Below are 17,180 nucleotides of genomic sequence, written 5' to 3'. Positions count from 1 at the left end.
AATGGGGAGTTTCTTGAATCTGTATAGAACAACTTTCTCATAACTTGGCTCATTCGAGCTAAGTACACTGTGCACTTCAACATGCCCATCCCCTTGTGTTCTTGTTACTTATTATTGTTATTAGCCATATCAGTAAACACAGAGGCTAATCATTATTGTTTGTTATGTTTTTTGTGAGGCAGCACTTAATATATTTTTGTATTGCTTTGTGCTTTAAATGTTACAGCAGTATAACTTGTTCAGAATATTTTAATTCAAATATTTTGATTATGTCAATTTAATTCTTTCAGTAGGTAAGTACTTTTTGCTCAACGGGCACGTCGTAAATAAATTGCCAATCCGAGTAGCGCGGTTTATTTGGCAAGTTAATATTTGCAAACTCGAAGCCAGAAACTTTTAATGAAAAATCTGTGGACTTACTATACACTCCCATAATTCCACCATCTGGCGCGTTTACCAATCCCCAATCTTGAGACTTTGTCATGGGATCTGTATAAATTTTGCGCAAGTGTCGCTGAACACTTACAAATCGATTATCCTGAAGCAGATATTCCAGTCGTACTGGATAACGTTTTATATAGCCCGGAGTACGCTGATAATAAAGACCTATTGCTTGCTTAAATTGATTACCAACAAACAATAATTGCCGCTCTTTTTCACGTTGTTGTGTGAATGAGTATAGTGTTCCAGCAAGCGCTAGAGTAATGCCTAATATGGTGATGATAAATAGCACACCCAAATAGGTAAAGCCAACAATATTCTTTTTAGATGGTATTTTCATTAAATTTTTACTAGTTAATTACCACTCAGAATAAGGCTTTCCAGTACTTGATTTTAAATTTGAACCACTTTTAACATCGTAGACATTGCCTTTAGAAACTTCTGCTGGAGGAAACGTAACCCAAGTTTCAGCGCTTTCAGTAATGGGATCGACTGGTATGACTTTCAAATAGTGTTTAATTGCCAAATCCTCAAGGCTTTTTGGATACTTACCCGTGTCGCCGTAATACTTATCAATGGAGTCTCGCATAACACTTAAGTCTTGCTGCAATGCGGCTTCTTTCGATTTTTCAATGCTGCCGAAATATTTAGGTAATGCTAAAGTTAAAAGTACCGCTATCACAGCCATCACTACTAAGAGTTCGATTAGCGTAAATCCAAAGCCCAACTTAAAAGACGTTTTAGTATTACCAATCACGATAAGGCACTCCATTTAGACCAGCACCGCTTGAGGTGGAATATACGTCAAACACGTCATCACCTTCTTTTGGATCATCATAAGCACTTTGATAACTACGCTTGCCCCAATTCTCCTCTCCCGCCTTTATTTCATCTAAGGTGGGATCTACTGGCAGCTTTCGTAAGAAGTATATTTTTCTTCTTTTGGGATCTTTTATATCCTCGACTCCATCCACCAACACACTGAGAGTTGACGGATAGCCTGACTCATCAGCACTTTTTTTGATGTGCCCTTCATCTGAGGCCTTTTTATAGGCGTCAATCGCCTCTCTAATTTGACGCAAAGATTCATTTAACCTTTGCTCTTTACTTCGTTGCATATTCACTTGAACTAAAGGCACAGCAACACTCGCCAACACCGCCAGTATGATTAGGGTTGCCATTAACTCGATAAATGTAAAGCCTTTAACCTTTGCGTACATAGTTTTCAAACTTAAGTACTTTTGCTGATTAACACTTATTGACTCACTGGCGGCATATTAGGCAGTGGTGGCGGAGGTGGTATGTCGAGTGGAATAGGCATAAGCGGAGCTGGAGTTAGTAAGCTTTCACCATTTGAACCGACGCTTTGACCTGCATTCGACTGCGCCTCGATTGCAGGTAAACTTTGGCCCGTTTGCTCGGTATAGTTAGGGTTGTTACTAGACATTCCAGCCAACGAATTTCCAGTTTCAGTACCTAAAGAAAACTCCGCTAAAGATGATTCTGTCTGAGAAATGTTCCGGATAATTTTAGGTGTAATTAACAAGACAATCTCAGTTTTATTATTAGATTTATTTTTGCTAGAAAACAATCGCCCAATAAGCGGCAAGCTCGCCAAACCGGGAACTCTATCTGCAGAGGTTCTCTCTTCATTGTTAATTAATCCCGCTAAGACTTGCGTCTCACCATCTTTAAGACGTAGTGTCGTATTGGCATTTCGTGTACCTAAACGATAGGATAAAGACCCTGATTTAGTCACCACTTCACTTACAATATTACTCACCTCTAAACCAACATCAATAGATACTTCATCGTTAATCATGATGCTTGGTTCAACATCTAACTTAAGCCCTACATCTAAATAGTTAACTGACTCAGATACAAAACCTGTTGACGTTGAAGTATTGGTAATCACCGGCACTCTGTCGCCAATATGTACTTTAGCTTTTTTGTGATTTTTAACGCGAATATGAGGGTTTGCCAGTAAATTACTGCCACCCTCAGTGCCCCTTAGCGTTAATATTAAAGTTGGGTCTGTAATTGATACCCTTGCCATACTTGACTTAAAGTTATTAATCTCATCAAAAGTTAGTTGACCATTACCTGCCGTCCCTTTAATACCAACTGATAGTTGATTTGGCCAACGTAGACCTAGCTCACTGGCTAATGTATTACTGATTTCCAACACCTCAACTTCCAAAAGCACTTCAGGGTCACCAATATCATAAGCATTAATTAGTTTCTCGGCAGAGCGAATCGAATCATAGGTGTCTCTCATAACAAGAATGTTTAGCTTTTCATCGACAAATATATCTTTTGTTTTAACAACGGTCTTAATCAACTCTTCTGCTTTTTTTGGTTCAACATTCGTGAGATAAAATGTTTTTACCATTAACTCTTCATATTCGGATTTTTTGGAGTTCGGATAAACTAGTACTGAATTTTCATTCAAAATTTTCTTTCCCAACTGAGCAGAAGCAAAGATATTTTTTAACGCTTCATCTATCGTGGTATGTTTTACGAAAAGGCTGACACGGGTATCCGATTTTAGTTCCTTATCTAAAATAAAGTTGACCCCTGCTGCCTTTGAAAGCAACTCAAAAACCGTTTTTATATTAGCGTCTTTTAATTCTAAAGTGACCGGCTTCTTAAACTTTGACAGCACCTTTGTATAATAACCATTATCTTCTCTTTGTTTTTTCTCTATAGAAGCATAAAGTTGTTTTGCCTTCAAATTTGAAGGTTGCTCATTTAACACTTGCCGAATTTTTTCTTTGGCAACTTCAATCTGACCATCGTTCACTAAGTCTACAGCCTCTTCAATTTTTACACTTAATGCTTTTGCAATAGCGTTCGCTCTTAGGCCATCTTGAGCACGAACGTTAGCTTCATCAACAACCAATACATTAGTATAGTTTTCATCAGCATCATCCCAGCGTTCATCTACTCTGGCATTATCTCCAGTCTGCAATAATTTACGCACATGACTTTCGCGCGCTCTGTAATATAAACTTTTGTATTCTGAATTATCCGGATAATCACTAACGAGTTTTTTTAGCTGAGTTAACCCGTCTTTGACATTACCTTGCTCTAAGGTTGTTCTAGCTTTAACGAAAGCCTGATCACTCGCACACCCCGGTAGAGTCAAAGACGCCAAGCTGATATATAAAATTATTAAGTTATTTAGTTTCAATTAGGCTCCCCAATCTGCATACTTTGCAATATGTTCATTGGTATATAGGTCAATGTCATCGTTGGAGGAGAAATCTTTTCAACTTTATACGTCTGTTGAATCGTCTCGCCCTCCTTAATTATTAAATTTTTTCCGTTAAAGCTAATAAACACCTGATATTCGTCATCACCCCAAATTTTTCCAATATATTTAAATGGAATAACAGGCGCAGTTGGAGGGTTAATTTCCGCGGGATGCATCGTTATTACTGGGTTAACTTTCGATGCAACCTTTTGTCGAACAGCTTTTTTTTCAACCACTTTAGGAACTTCTTTTTTATAAATATCAAAAATATCTACTAGATTATGCAATCGTAACACTTGCATCGCCTTGGCACTTTGCAAAGTACTTTGATCATTTTCTGCGCCATCACTACTTGCCTTATTCTCACTGACTTCTACAAGATTGGTTGAATTCTCATCATGCAAATCTTGATACTTGAAATAGGCAGTAGCTACCAACGTCAAGGCTAAGGCCACATACAAAAGATATTGTTTGTATCTCAATAAATATTTCATTGCTCGTTTTTCAAATAAATAGAGAATTCAAACAATGCATCAATTTCGTTGATTTGGTTATTGTCACGAGACAGCTCTATATTTTTAAGAACAATCCCATGATCTAAGCGACTTACTTCTTGTATGAATTTACGAACATTCAAGTAGTTTCCACTTGCTGGAAAAGTCACCTCATAACTTTGTGATTGAATGAGAGTTAAATCAGAGAACTTGTATTCAACGTTGTCAAAATAAATGTTATTTTTCTTAGCTACCGTATGAATATACTCAATAACATTGGGCAACTCACTTTTATTTGGTAGTATTAGATTCTCATATAGCTCTAATTGCGAAACTGTGTCAGTTGACCGATTGGCTTTCATTTCATCACCGCGCTGCATATCTGCCATATCTACTTTAAGTTTTTCAAGCTTGTTTTGTTGGTAAGTTAAACTAAAAGTTAGCAATATCATTGCACAAATGATAAGAATCAATCCAGCTAAGGTTAGCTTGCTTAGCCTCTCATATTGATACTTTAAATAAGCACTTAGTTTTACAAGCATATTTAACTCAACTTAATCATGACAGTAAAGCTTACTCTTTCTTGTTGATTTGTCTGCTGAGCTTCAGCTATCGCCTCTTGATAGAGCAACTCAACATGATCAAAACCCTGAGTCGCATTGAGCGTTCGAACAAACGCTAACATTTCATGAATATTTTCTGCCTCAGCCGAAATGAGCACCTCATTTTTATCCATATTAGGTTGGATGGATAATAGGCTAATATGACGCGTATGTGTCGCTTCTAACGAAGTAAAGAGCGACTCCCATGGATAGTGAATTTGGCGTTCAATTTTATTAATGATTTCAAGTTTTTCTGGATCTACTTTTGTCGTTTGTTGATTAGCTTTTTTCAAGCTAATTTGCGCCTGGTTGCGATTCATTTGATTTGTTATATTGGAAATACGATTTTCTTTAACAATAAAAAGAGTTAATGCCGCAGCGAATAAGGTCAATCCCAATATAATCACAACAATGCCCGGATAGTCAGTGTGTTTCACTGTACCTAAATTAATGCCCATCAATTTTCTATGGATTATCATTTTATGAACCAAGCCGCTCAAGCCAAGTATCTAGCAAAGTAGAATTTGGGATTAGCATCAGCCATTCCATTGAAACTAAGTGAAATGACATGATTCGAGGTGCCAGTTAAAAATTTTGGATTTAAATTGGTCTTCTTTTCCTCATGGAAATAACAGTTAATTTTTCCAGCATCCGCTTCTGATGGCATCATTTCAAGACCTAACGCCCTCTCCACTTCTTGCTCCCAGCCATCACTGGCTAAGATGGTCTTTATAATTTCCCATGAATTGTTTTTTATGCTGGCAATGTATACAAATGCATCTTCTCTAATGATCAGTAATGCTGAGGCATCGATTGAACCCCGCCAATGATTTGCAATTGCAACGAAATAGGGATTCATTGAAAGAAATTTAATATTGAGTTTTTTCTCTAAATCGAGCAACCCAAGATAAAGGTTGTGCTCTATTGCCACAGCTAATCCATTTTTCCCAAATCCAGACTCAGCAATAAAAACCTGAAATTTCTCTGCATAAATTTCTTCTACTTGATGTCGTACGAGTACTTGCCTTTCATCCTTTGACAAGCTTTCATTCCATTTGGAAACTCTGAATTTGCTAAAGTGACCAGACAGGACAATATGAATATCGCAACTTTTCCATTCCGGCTTACTTAGCAGTTGCTTTAGTACATCAAGCACTTTGTCTGCCATCAACTCAGTTTCAGAATGTTGAATTGCTACAATCTCTCTTTTACTGATATGTTTTTTCAGTAACCCTGTATGCTTTACTACGGCCACGTAATCCGGATGCAAAAAAACAGTGACTTTATTAATCAACGAACGTAACACGATTAATCTCTTGTAAAGTTGTTTCGCCGGCTTTAACTAAATCAATTGCAACTTGCCTAAGATAGCGCGTACCCGCTCTTGTAGCTGCTTCCTTCACCTCTCGTATTGGTGCTTTAGATACGATCAACTCGCGAATCTCATCATTTAAATCTAAGATTTCTGCAATAGCACGCCTACCCTTATAGCCTGTTCCTCGGCATTTACCACATCCCTGACCTTTTTTAAATTTGAAGTCATTTAAGTTTGCTTTATCCAACTTAGAGTCACTTAAAGCCTCTTCATCAGGTAAGTATTCAATCGCACACTCTTTACAATTCAACCTAACCAAGCGCTGAGAAATAATGCCATTCATGGCCGAAACAAAACTATAGGAATCCACGCCCATATGCGTGAATCGGCTTATTACATCAAAAACGTTATTCGCATGCACAGTCGTAAATACCAAGTGTCCAGTTAGCGCTGATTGAATGGCAATTTGCGCAGTTTCCGCATCTCGAATTTCACCGACCATAATTTTATCTGGATCATGCCGCAAAATTGATCTCAAACCTCGAGCAAAAGTTAAGCCTTTTTTCTCATTCACTGGGATCTGTAAAACACCTGGTAGTTGATACTCGACAGGATCTTCAATCGTAATTATTTTATCTTTTCCGTTATTGGTTTCTGATATTGCCGCATAAAGTGTGGTGGTTTTTCCGCTACCTGTAGGGCCAGTAACAAGCACCATACCATAGGGTTCAAGTACCATTTTTCTGATATGCTTGACGGTAACCGCATCGAACCCCAGTTGTTCTAATCGCAACTCTTTGACAACTTCACTAATAGTACTGCGATCTAAAATTCTTAAAACAGCGTCTTCGCCGTAAATGCTCGGCATGATAGAGACGCGGAAATCGACCTCTCTGTTTTGTATCGAAACTTTAAACCGTCCATCTTGCGGAACTCTTCGTTCGGCAATATCCAACTCAGCCATGATTTTGATGCGGGAAATCACCTGCTCTGCAACTTCTACACCTTGAACTTGAGTCACAATATCTAAAACACCATCTAATCGATATTTAATCACCAAGCCATTCGCATCCGCCTCTAAATGAATATCGCTGACCTTGGTTTTTAGCGCATCATAAAGCGTTGAATTCACCAATTTAACAACTTGGCTGCTATCAGCATTAATTTTTACAAAGGAAAGCTCTTCGATGCTCTCCAAATTTTTGCCACTGTTGTTTTGCTGCTCCACCATTCCATCCATGGCCAGCATATTTTCTTCATTTTTCTTTAGCAGCGCAGCAATATCATCTTTATGACAAAGTGCGAAATCAAATGACTCTTTAACTCTGGCAGCAGCCCAGTCATGTAAATCATCATCAAACGGGTCGGAGATAGCGACATAAAGTTTGCCTGTGGCAGCCCTTAAGGCAACACATCCCTTTTTAACAGACTCAAAATATGAAAGCTTGCCAAACTCTACAGTATGTTCATGCAGGTCAGACATGTTTAAATAGCAAAACTGCCACAACTCTGCCAACGCTTTTGTGAATTCAGTTTGGCTCAACCCTGACTTTTCTTCAACAATTTGCATAACTGATCCACCCTGAGTGGCAGCCAGTATTTTTGATTCCTTGATGGTCTGTAGCGTTAACATTGGTCGATAACTATTGAATACTGCCAGCCAGATCGAATATCGGCATATACATTAGCACGACCACCAGCCCAACAATTAAACCAATCATGGTCATTAAAATAGGCTCAAATAACTTTGTAAACCAGTCGATCCAACGTGAGATTTCATCTTCATAAAAATCACCGATGTTTTCCATCATTTGGCCCATCTGTCCACTTTTTTCACCCACGCGCATCATGCGTACTGCCACAGGCGTGGTTAACTGATGTTTCTCCATGGCCGCTGATAGAGGCAAACCCTCTCTAATGTCATTTCTAGCGTATGCCAAACGCTGACTTAAATCGTTTCGCAATAAGCCAGAAACCATATCCAACACCGTCATCACTGGAATTCCACCTTTTAGCAACATACCCGTAGTCCGATAAAATCTAGCGAGTTGATAGACTTTCATTTTTTCGCCCAATGTCGGCACCAACAGAAGTTTATCTAACAAAAATTTCCTGACCGATGATCTGGTTAAACTGTAAATGACGAATACAATGAAGATTGCAAAGCCAATGAGTACATTTAAACTATGTTCAGCCAGCAACTTGCCCCACGCTAGCAACCACTGCGACATCAGCGGTAAATTTTCACCTCGACCTTCGTAAATGACGCTAAATTTAGGCACTACGTATAGCATCAAGAACATCACGACCATGCTACCAACTATCAGCAAAATTGCAGGATAAATAGAAGCACTTATAATTTTTTTGCGCACTAAGTTAACTTGCAATTGATAGTCAATATAACGCTTCAGGGCATCCACCAAATCCCCCGTTTTTTCGCTAGACCTCACCATTGCAATATAGAGTGGATTAAAACTATCGAGATTTTTCTCTAAGGCAGATGAAAGTGGCAAGCCTTCATATAAAGAGTTTGTTACTTGGTCCAATATCAATTTAACACTCGGTCTTTGCTCTTTTTCACGCAATGTTTCCATAGACTCAACCAAGCTAAGCCCCGCCTTTAAAAGCAATAACAACTCATGGCTAAACATCACAAGCTGAAAACCACTTTTTGACGTTGATACTGTTAAGCCGTTTGCAGCTTTCTCTTTTACTGATAAAGGCACCAAACCTTGTGTCTTTGTTTGCTGCTTAGCGTCTTCAATCGAAATAGCATCCAGCGTGATTAGTGAAATCACTTCAGAGGATGACATCGCTTTAATCTCGTATTTCATTGATGATTACTTACTGCCAATTGTTAATATCCGCAGCATCATCCTTACCCCCTGAACGACCATCAGTCCCATACGACATTAAATCAATATCACCATGCTCACCTGGCGACTTGTATATATAGGCATTTCCCCACGGGTCTGGCGGTACGGCTTTTTTTAAATATGGACCATTCCACTTCGCCTCATTACTTGGCTTATTAAATAGTGCATCTAGCCCCTGCTCAGTCGTTGGATAATGCCCCACATCTAGCCTATACTGATCCAGTGCCTGCTCTAAGGCATTAATCTGCGCCTTAGCAGTTTTCACTTCGGACTTACCTACCTGTGCAAAATATCTTGGTCCAACATAGCTCACCAACAAGCCAATAATGACCATCACCACTAGTAACTCTAATAAGGTAAAACCTGTATTCTTTTTTTTCATTTTATGTCCACAAAAGTGATACTAGTTAACGCTGTTTAGCCATCATTTCAAACGTTTTTCAACAAAATCTAGCCCTATATCTGCAGGTCTTCTAAAAGCTGATTTTACCTTATCACATTCTGCAGTTGGTACTTGCATTTCACTCTCAAAAAAAGTGCGCCACTCCCTAGTTTTCATAGCAATATCATTAGTAATTCGAGCAGCTTCTTTATCCATTAGGCCAAATTGCCCTGCCATACTTAATGCGTTATCTAATGTAGCCAGTCTACCTTGTTTACCCACACTTAAATGCAAGTAACGTTCAGTTGCTACTTGCGGCTTAGGTAGCACATCATACAGCGGGCTTAATCGCCAACCCTTATTGATGTCATCCCACACAAAAGCATGATTTCTTAAATGGTCATCATCGTTACTGACCAAAATATTAAATACCATGCGCGCAAAAAGCTCTTTTCTATCTTGCTGCACAAATCCTTTTGCACCAGAACTTGAAATGACATCTGCTAACGCAACATAACTACTATTGGCAGATTCACTTTCATGCAGTCCAAGCATGGTTAATCCACTCACTGTATGCGTTCTATATTGCTCGTTGTTAAGCCCTGGTTTGCGGTCAAATCGCGCTATCAGCATCACCGGCTTATTATTCGCTAACCAAAGGTATTCAGTTGCTGGCACATCTAAACCACATAACCTTGCCAGCTCTAACGTGGCGCGTTCAATCTGCGGCACGTTAAAAGCATCATCTTTTGCAGTAAACTTTGCAATGTATTCCATACCATTTTTTGTAATCACGGCTTTAGGCCTTGCGCCGCCCATGCTCGGGCCTGCATCAAATATCTGCCTTAAATGTTCAGGTACATATTCACCAGTTTCAATTTTATCTGCTGCTTCTACTAGGTAGCTTAAATCTTGCACATCGGGCAACAACCCTGCTTGCGCATTGTCTGTTTGCGTTTTTCTAAAATCCAAAGCACCTAATCTATTTGAACCAGCCTGTTCAAGATATTGCGATTCATTTAAAGAGTTTGGCTGAGCTTTGAGCTTGTTTTCTATCACGCGCCTACCCCATGCATCTGGCATGGCATCGCGCACGGCACCAAACATCGTTAAACCATTGGCAGGCTCATATAACTGTACCGTGCCATCTTGTGCGCTTTGTAAAGCTAAGCTTGCTGGATCTATCGCGTATGCATCTTGACGTTGTAAATAACGTTTGCCGTAACCAAATTGTGAAGCTTGTACTTCTGTGCCACTTTCAATCATAGTCAGTTTGCCAGCAGGCACCGCTTGTGCGCTTTGCGGTAAATAAGCAAATATATAAGTCTGAAACTCACTAGAAGTCATATTCATCACTAGTATTTGTGAGTTCAGATTTATTTACACTTTTACCTAGATTGTTGCCCAAGTCTTTATTTAAATTTGCATTATTCTGAGCAGATTTGTTGCTCACTTTGCGTACACGTTTGCGCAATTGTTGAGAGCGTACATGCGCACCCAACTTGTCCGCATCTACATTACTCGCTTGGTCTAACAAATGGAGTAAATTACAAAACTGCAAGGCCAACAACCATGCGCCAAAGCGCACTGCCACATCGCCTTTTTCTATTCGGTCTAGCGTAGCAGGGCTAATTTTAGCGCGAGTGGCAAAGTCGGTACGGTTGAAGTTTCTTGCCAGCCTTGCTTGCTTAATCGCCCCACCAAGCTTACTAGCAGATTGTAGTGTTTCAGTTGTAGCCAGATTCAATTCAGGACGCTGCATATATACTCATATTTGATTAAATAAAATTATAGTTTATCAATTATGATAATTAAAGCAATGGTTTTACTTATGTAGCATTGTAGAAAATAAATATAACCGTGGTCTATCTCCTAATTATTTCTACGCCGCTTAGCTGAATGTGTCCGCCCTACGCAAGCTATGCTATTTGTCGATTGCAAATAATAAAAAACGTATATAACAGAATAAACCTAGCAAGAAAGCCCCATACCTAAGGATTATATTAATAACTTTTTTATCCACTTCTATTACAACTCCAGTTAAGATTAAATCTTTCTTATTTAAAATAGGGTAAATAAAAACATACCAAACGAATACACTAGAAAGTGAAAATTTGACAACATTTAAACTTTCCGCTCCTTGTAGTAAAGCAACTACTGAAGTTACAATAGGAATTAAGAAAAAAATCAGATTAATAATTTTCAAATATATCAACTTTATTGCCCCATCTGACGACCAAGTTCAAAGTTAACCGTATTACCAACACGAGAACTGTCTATTCGGTTGGCACCTAGTCTAGCTGCCGCATTTTGTGCACCAAACCCAGCCGCCATTGGTGCAAGTTTAGTCAAATCACCAGTGCTCGCAGCATCATATGTAGCTTTCATATTGCCATAATAATTAACCCACTTAAACAATAATGCTTCAGGATTAATCATTGTTCCCACATTTAAAGCATGCATTATAAACTTTCCCATTACTTGCAATTCATCTATAGGTATAACATCACGTCCATCCATCCCAAAATTCATTCGAGAAACCCCACCATATGGATCTAAACTTAATATTGCAACAATCCGACCACCTCGTACGCTGTCATTTATCTCTTTATTTGTAAACTTCCTTCCCCCACAACCATCAGGATGCGCCATACAATTAAACAAATACCCAAACGCCCCAGTCATTGCCCCATTCTCAAACTTACCTCCACCAAGCACAGAAGCCGTACCACCAACCACTGCACTGGCTACCGTACCCCACTCTCTACCCCAACCCCTTACATATGGCGCGGCTGCGGCGCCAAAACCACCCGATAACGCACCTGAACCGCAACTACCACCACTTGCTGAAGCAGAAGCGCAACCAACAGCAGCATGTGCTGCAATATTGCCATAGATATTGCTAACACCACCAGCTATATTAAATGCCCCTCCCGTAATCGCCCCTTGAATGGCCGCCCCTAAATCTCCTCGTCCAGAAATCAACCCTGAAACAAATCCAGCGGCAACGCTGTTTGCAAAAGCATTAGCGCCAAATAACGCCCAACTACCTCCTGGCCCTAATAACACACCAGCCCCTATCGCAAGCACTGTCCTTCCCAAAGAACTTTTCATCAACTGCTTGATAACTGGTAAACCACTAAATGCTTTAACAATCCCCTTAAATAAGCTCTTAAAGAACCCATGCCCACTAGGATCAGTCGCACTCAATGGGTTATTGTTAATGTAAGAGTAACGATTGTAGTTCTGCATATCATCCGGATACTGGATGGTCGGGTCCGCACTGATGAATCTACCAGTCGCAGGGTCATACAGTCTGCCGTTCATGTGGATCAGACCAATCTCGCCTAAGTCTTCATGTCCAGTAAAGGCATATCGCACATCTGGGGTTACAAAGGCATTGTTCATCGCTGTACCGTTGCTGTTACGACGTTTACCCCAGGCGTCGTAGCTTCTGCGCTCTACTACCGTACCAGCATCATTGGTAATGGCGATGATGCTGCCTAGATGGTCGGTATGATAGTAAGCAGTGGTGTCGGTTTTAACGCCAGTGGCACTGATGACTGTTCTGGCTGCACCAAATGGCATGTTGCCTGCATAGAGTGAGGACATGAGTGTGGTGACACCATTTTTAATGCGTACTTCAATATGAATGCCTGTATCCACACGTGGACTCATGTTTCGAACTTCAGTACCGTCTGGTAGGATTTCTTTCACACGCTCATGACTGGCGTTGTAAACGAATTGGAAGGTGCTGCTGGTTGTACCCGTTGGGGTGTTCTTGCCAGTGCCGGTGATATTGGCTGGCATGTTCCAACTGTTCCAGGCCATGGTGCGCCCTGCTCCACTGGTTTGATTGCCGTTGGCATCGTAGATATAGCTACCGTATACAGTCACACCATCATTCATCATGATTTGACTCACGGCATGTGGACGTGCCGTACCATTGGCTTTGAGGCTGGCATAGGTGTAAGTACCAATGTCAGATTTGCTCATGATGTTGCCAATAGCGTTATAGGTGATGGTCACTTGTGTGAGTGGACCTGTGCCTGCTTGGGCACTGGTGCTGGTGAGTCGGTTAAGAGTGTCATAACCAAAGGCTTCATTGAGTCCAGTGGCACCATCGTAACGTTGGGTGAGGTTGCCGATGTTGTCATAGACAAAGCTTTGGTTGCTGACGCTGTTACTTGCACCCGCGGCTACTTGAGTAATACGACCTGTGAGTGGGTCTATGGTGGCGGTGTTTGTGACACCGTTACCGTAGGTAGTGTTGGTGACACGGCCTTCATTGTCAGTGGCACCGGCGGTCCAGTAGGCTAGACCTGTGGTGGTGTTCTTCACTTGTGAGAGATGGCCAGTGGCGGTGTAGACATTGTTCACTTGATGCGTTTGTGACACGGTGCCATTGACGTAGCTGTAGATCAGATTAGAGACACGGCCTTGTGTATCAAAGCTCTTTACTAGACTAATCTTGGTGCCTGCATCTTGCTCACCTATAGCACGACCGAGTGCGTCGTACATCATGGTGCGTGAGCTGCCATTATTAGCAGACTCTGTAACGAGCTTGCCTTTACATTTACCAGCAGGATTAAGGGTGGCATCACAGGTGTCGTACGCCCAAGTAGAATTCAGGTCGGGTTCTGCACGACTGGTCATACGACCTAATTTGTCGTAAACGAAGCTGACGACTTGAAGTTTGGCATCGGTTTGTTTTTTAAGCTGACCGAGTGCATCGTATTGATAGCTCCATACGCCTTGGTCTGGGTCATTCATCGCGACTTTTCTACCACGTGCATCGTAGGTGATGGTGGTGACGTTGGCTAAAGCATCTGTAGTTGCGGTGAGATTGCCAAAAGCGTCGTATTGGTAGCTGAGGGTTTTAGCTTGTGCATCAGTCACGGTCACAAGCTGACCTTGGCTGTTTTTAACTTCGGTTTTAGTTTGACCTGCTGGGTTTGTCGTGGTGGTGGTGTAGCCGTTGTATACCACACTAGTGACTGTGTTGTTAGGTGCTGTGTTGGTGATTGCGCGGTTAAGTTTGTCGTAAGCTACCGTGTTCCATACTGGTGTAGCGCCACTTTTAAATGGTCGTGAGGTTTTAATGGTGCGGCCTAGATTGTCAAACTGGACTTGGCTGAGAATGAGTGCGCCGCCTTTGTCTTGAGTTTCTGTTTGAATGGCACGGCCATTCATGTCGTAGTAAGTTTTGCTGTAAGGTGCGCCTGCTTGGGTGGTGGTAATGGTGTATTTAGCCACGGCAGTGCCAACTGTTGGGCAAGTCACGTCGCAGAGTGCATAGGCTGTACTGGTACTGGTGCTGTCTGCGCGGCTTTCTGTGAGTGGCTTACCAAAGCTGTCGTATGTCCAACTGGTGGTGAGGGCGTTAGGGCCAGTCAGTGTGGCGACTGTGCCAAAGTTAGGGTTGTAGGTTTTAGTTTCAGCCTGACCGAGTGCGTTGGTGCTGGTGGTTGGAAAGCGACCTTGGCTGTCGTAAGTGGTGGTGCTGGTGCGGGTTTCGATGACAGCGACACTGGTAGCTACTGGGGCGGCAGCTTCAGAGTTCGTTCCAGGATTACTGCCAGCACTGCCGTTACAGTTACGGGTAGTTGCGCCAGTCTTGTTACCAAAGCTGTCGTAGGTGTAGGTGGTCACTAGACATAGATCACTATTGCCTGGTTCGATGATTTCTTTAGTGAGCAAACCGCTCACTGCATCGTATTCAAAGGCAGAGGCGCGGCTGGCTGTTTTTGCAGGCTCGGGGAAGCTGGGTGTGGCGGCGGTTGTTACATTAACAACTACTGGTGCTGAAGTTGCTGGAGGATCATAGGTACTACCTGGATAGGTGACCGTCAAGCTATGAGCACCTAGAGTAGAAAGACTGGTCAGCAAGCTTGCAGTTCTTGTTGCCGTTAAGGCAGCAGTACCTATGATAGTAGTGCCATCTTTAAAAGTGACTGTACCTCCCGGAAAAAATGCTGCAGTTACCGTCGTAGCGAGGGAAATGCTTTCTCCCGCCAAAACCGTTGCCTTAGTGCTAGTTAAGGTCGCAGTACTTACAGGTGGGCTCACTGTTACATTTACTACATTTGAAGTACTTGTCAGATTATTGGCGTCACCACTGTATACCGCTGTAAAACTTCGTACACCAGAGTTATACATGATGAGACCAGCAGTATAAGAACCATTCGTTATGGAGCTCTGCTTGATAATGGTCGTACCATCCATAATGGTGATTGTACCTGTCGGACTATTACCAGTAATTGTCACCATAAAAGTCAACATACTCCCTGCTGGAGCAGTGGAAGTACTGGTAGCTAAGGTCGTGCTAGTTGATCCAGCCCAAGCATTTATCGTTTGAAATGATAAGAAAATAATAAGTAAAAAATTGTGAGTGTTCCTTCTCAAATTAAGAAAATCAGATTTCGATCTGTGTTCAAATGCTAATACTCGATTTTCGGCAGTAGCATTAGCACTGAATAATATGTGCTTCATTGATATCAACTTCAATAAAACCAGCAATATCCAAACATATATTTTCTGAAGCAACTGTAGTTTTTCATGGCGTTTTACTTGATTTAGCCAGTGATTAAGTGTGGTGAACATGGTCGTTGCCCCTTTTATTTTTGTGCTGCTTAGTGTTGCTTCGTTAATTTAAATTAATCTTGATTCAGTCGTTCTTGTTTTAATTCAGTCATCTTTGTTTTAAGTCATGCGCCCTATCCTACGGTGTGGTGCTGGTCACCGTGGAGCGTAACAGCCTGCCTAACAGCCAGTTAGTGCTGTCATTGCTATAGGTGTTAGTGGTGGTCTTGGTGTAAACATTGGTCATCGCGTTTACTTCTCCATCACCTGAGGTTACCGTGATTTGCGTGGCGTTGCCAAAACCATCATATTGGTTGGTAGTCACAGTGCTGTTGATTGGTGCAGCATTCACTGGTGCGTTCAATTCAAAGTTCCTTTCTACCGATTGTGAGAGGTAGGGGAATTGACTGATAGCAGTGCCTGTAGTCATTGGACTGTTGGCATAGCTGAGTTGGCTGGTGCCAATTACTTTGCCTGTTGAGGTGATGGTTTTTTCTGATTGGCAAGGTAAGCCAATATAGGGGTAGTCTTGTCTGAAGAAGGTGATGCTGTTGGTGTCTGCTTCTACGGAGGTGACCTTTTGATAGCGGAAGCCTAGGGAGCCGCGACCGGTCATGTGGACTTTGGCACCGCCGTAGCTGTAGTTGTTGTTGAGTACACCGCCGTTGCCGTCTGAGACGGTGGCGGTAGAGACTACATACTGGGCGTCCTGGGTGTTGAGGATGGGGTAGCTGTTGCTTGTTCCATCAGTGCCTAGTGGTTGTGGGCAGGTGGTCGTGCCCACCTCGCCTGTTGTGCCTTTGACGTAAATACTGTTGTCAGTAATGGGCTTGTAGGTTAGGGATGTGGTGGTGCCTAGGCCGGGAGTTAGGGTGGTGAGGTTTTCTTTTTTGATTCCTGAAAGATAAATTCTTCTTTGTGGCACACCTGCATACCATCCCACAGGAGAGAGAAATAATTGAACAATGTCGGCTAATCCATCTCCATTAACATCCATTAACTGGGTGCCCATATTAGTACCAGAACCACCAGTTATGTAGGTATCAGGCAAACTATTAGTGTAACTATCACTTTTAATAAAACTACTTCCAGTGTTTAGATACACTCTTCTTTGTGGCACACCTGCATACCATCCCACAGGAGAGAGAAATAATTGAACAATGTCGGCTAATCCATCTCCATTAACATCCATTAACTGGGTGCCCATATTAGTACCAGAACCACCAGTTATG

The 17,180-nt window shown here is 41.6% G+C and carries 15 protein-coding genes; all 15 read right to left on the bottom strand.

Annotated features, from left to right (window positions below; all coding sequences use genetic code 11):
* Positions 1-286: 286 nt before the first annotated feature.
* Positions 287-781, bottom strand: coding sequence for a type II secretion system protein (locus HOO90_RS10890; protein ID WP_292842965.1), 495 nt, complete (start codon positions 779-781; stop codon positions 287-289).
* A gap of 18 nt (positions 782-799) precedes the next feature.
* Positions 800-1,198 carry a type II secretion system protein gene (locus HOO90_RS10885; RefSeq protein ID WP_292842963.1) on the bottom strand — a complete coding sequence of 133 codons (399 nt, stop codon included), beginning with the start codon at positions 1,196-1,198 and terminating at the stop codon, positions 800-802.
* Positions 1,188-1,661 carry a type II secretion system protein gene (locus HOO90_RS10880; RefSeq protein ID WP_292842969.1) on the bottom strand — a complete coding sequence of 158 codons (474 nt, stop codon included), beginning with the start codon at positions 1,659-1,661 and terminating at the stop codon, positions 1,188-1,190. Before HOO90_RS10880 ends, HOO90_RS10885 begins: the two co-directional genes overlap by 11 nt.
* Before the next feature lie 35 nt (positions 1,662-1,696).
* Complete coding sequence (locus HOO90_RS10875; protein WP_292842961.1) at positions 1,697-3,634, bottom strand: secretin and TonB N-terminal domain-containing protein; 1,938 nt, start codon at positions 3,632-3,634, stop codon at positions 1,697-1,699.
* Positions 3,631-4,191, bottom strand: a complete 561-nt coding sequence (locus HOO90_RS10870; RefSeq protein ID WP_292842959.1) for a hypothetical protein — start codon at positions 4,189-4,191, stop codon at positions 3,631-3,633. The genes HOO90_RS10875 and HOO90_RS10870 overlap by 4 nt, the downstream gene beginning before the upstream one ends.
* Positions 4,188-4,733: a type 4a pilus biogenesis protein PilO gene (pilO, locus tag HOO90_RS10865; protein ID WP_292842957.1), complete on the bottom strand. Its 546-nt coding sequence runs from the start codon at positions 4,731-4,733 to the stop codon at positions 4,188-4,190. The genes HOO90_RS10870 and pilO overlap by 4 nt, the downstream gene beginning before the upstream one ends.
* A gap of 2 nt (positions 4,734-4,735) precedes the next feature.
* A complete protein-coding gene (locus HOO90_RS10860; RefSeq protein ID WP_292842955.1) occupies positions 4,736-5,251 on the bottom strand; it encodes a hypothetical protein in 516 nt (171 codons plus the stop codon).
* 38 nt (positions 5,252-5,289) lie between these two features.
* Entirely contained in the window at positions 5,290-6,099 is an 810-nt protein-coding gene (locus HOO90_RS10855) for a hypothetical protein (RefSeq protein ID WP_292842953.1), read from the bottom strand.
* Positions 6,080-7,678, bottom strand: a complete 1,599-nt coding sequence (locus tag HOO90_RS10850) for a GspE/PulE family protein (RefSeq protein ID WP_292842951.1) — start codon at positions 7,676-7,678, stop codon at positions 6,080-6,082. The genes HOO90_RS10855 and HOO90_RS10850 overlap by 20 nt, the downstream gene beginning before the upstream one ends.
* A 73-nt stretch (positions 7,679-7,751) precedes the next feature.
* Positions 7,752-8,942 (bottom strand): type II secretion system F family protein, encoded by a 1,191-nt coding sequence (locus tag HOO90_RS10845; RefSeq protein WP_292842949.1) that lies wholly within the window; start codon positions 8,940-8,942, stop codon positions 7,752-7,754.
* Between the two features lie 10 nt (positions 8,943-8,952).
* Positions 8,953-9,366, bottom strand: a complete 414-nt coding sequence (gene gspG / locus HOO90_RS10840) for a type II secretion system major pseudopilin GspG (RefSeq protein ID WP_292842948.1) — start codon at positions 9,364-9,366, stop codon at positions 8,953-8,955.
* Positions 9,367-9,408: 42 nt separating this feature from the next.
* Positions 9,409-10,719: a type II toxin-antitoxin system HipA family toxin gene (locus tag HOO90_RS10835; RefSeq protein WP_292842947.1), complete on the bottom strand. Its 1,311-nt coding sequence runs from the start codon at positions 10,717-10,719 to the stop codon at positions 9,409-9,411.
* Positions 10,703-11,128 carry a helix-turn-helix transcriptional regulator gene (locus tag HOO90_RS10830; protein ID WP_292842945.1) on the bottom strand — a complete coding sequence of 142 codons (426 nt, stop codon included), beginning with the start codon at positions 11,126-11,128 and terminating at the stop codon, positions 10,703-10,705. The genes HOO90_RS10835 and HOO90_RS10830 overlap by 17 nt, the downstream gene beginning before the upstream one ends.
* A 455-nt stretch (positions 11,129-11,583) precedes the next feature.
* On the bottom strand, positions 11,584-15,858 hold the full coding sequence (locus HOO90_RS10825) for an Ig-like domain repeat protein (protein ID WP_292842967.1): 4,275 nt from the start codon (positions 15,856-15,858) through the stop codon (positions 11,584-11,586).
* Between the two features lie 229 nt (positions 15,859-16,087).
* Positions 16,088-17,180: VCBS repeat-containing protein (locus HOO90_RS10820; protein WP_292842943.1), on the bottom strand; the 1,093-nt coding region annotated here is incomplete at its 5' end.

Origin of the sequence: Methylotenera sp., assembly GCF_013141425.1 — a bacterium.
Lineage (GTDB): Bacteria > Pseudomonadota > Gammaproteobacteria > Burkholderiales > Methylophilaceae > Methylotenera.
The sequence above is the reverse complement of the archived record's forward strand: the minus strand, read 5'-3'. Positions and strand labels throughout refer to the sequence as shown.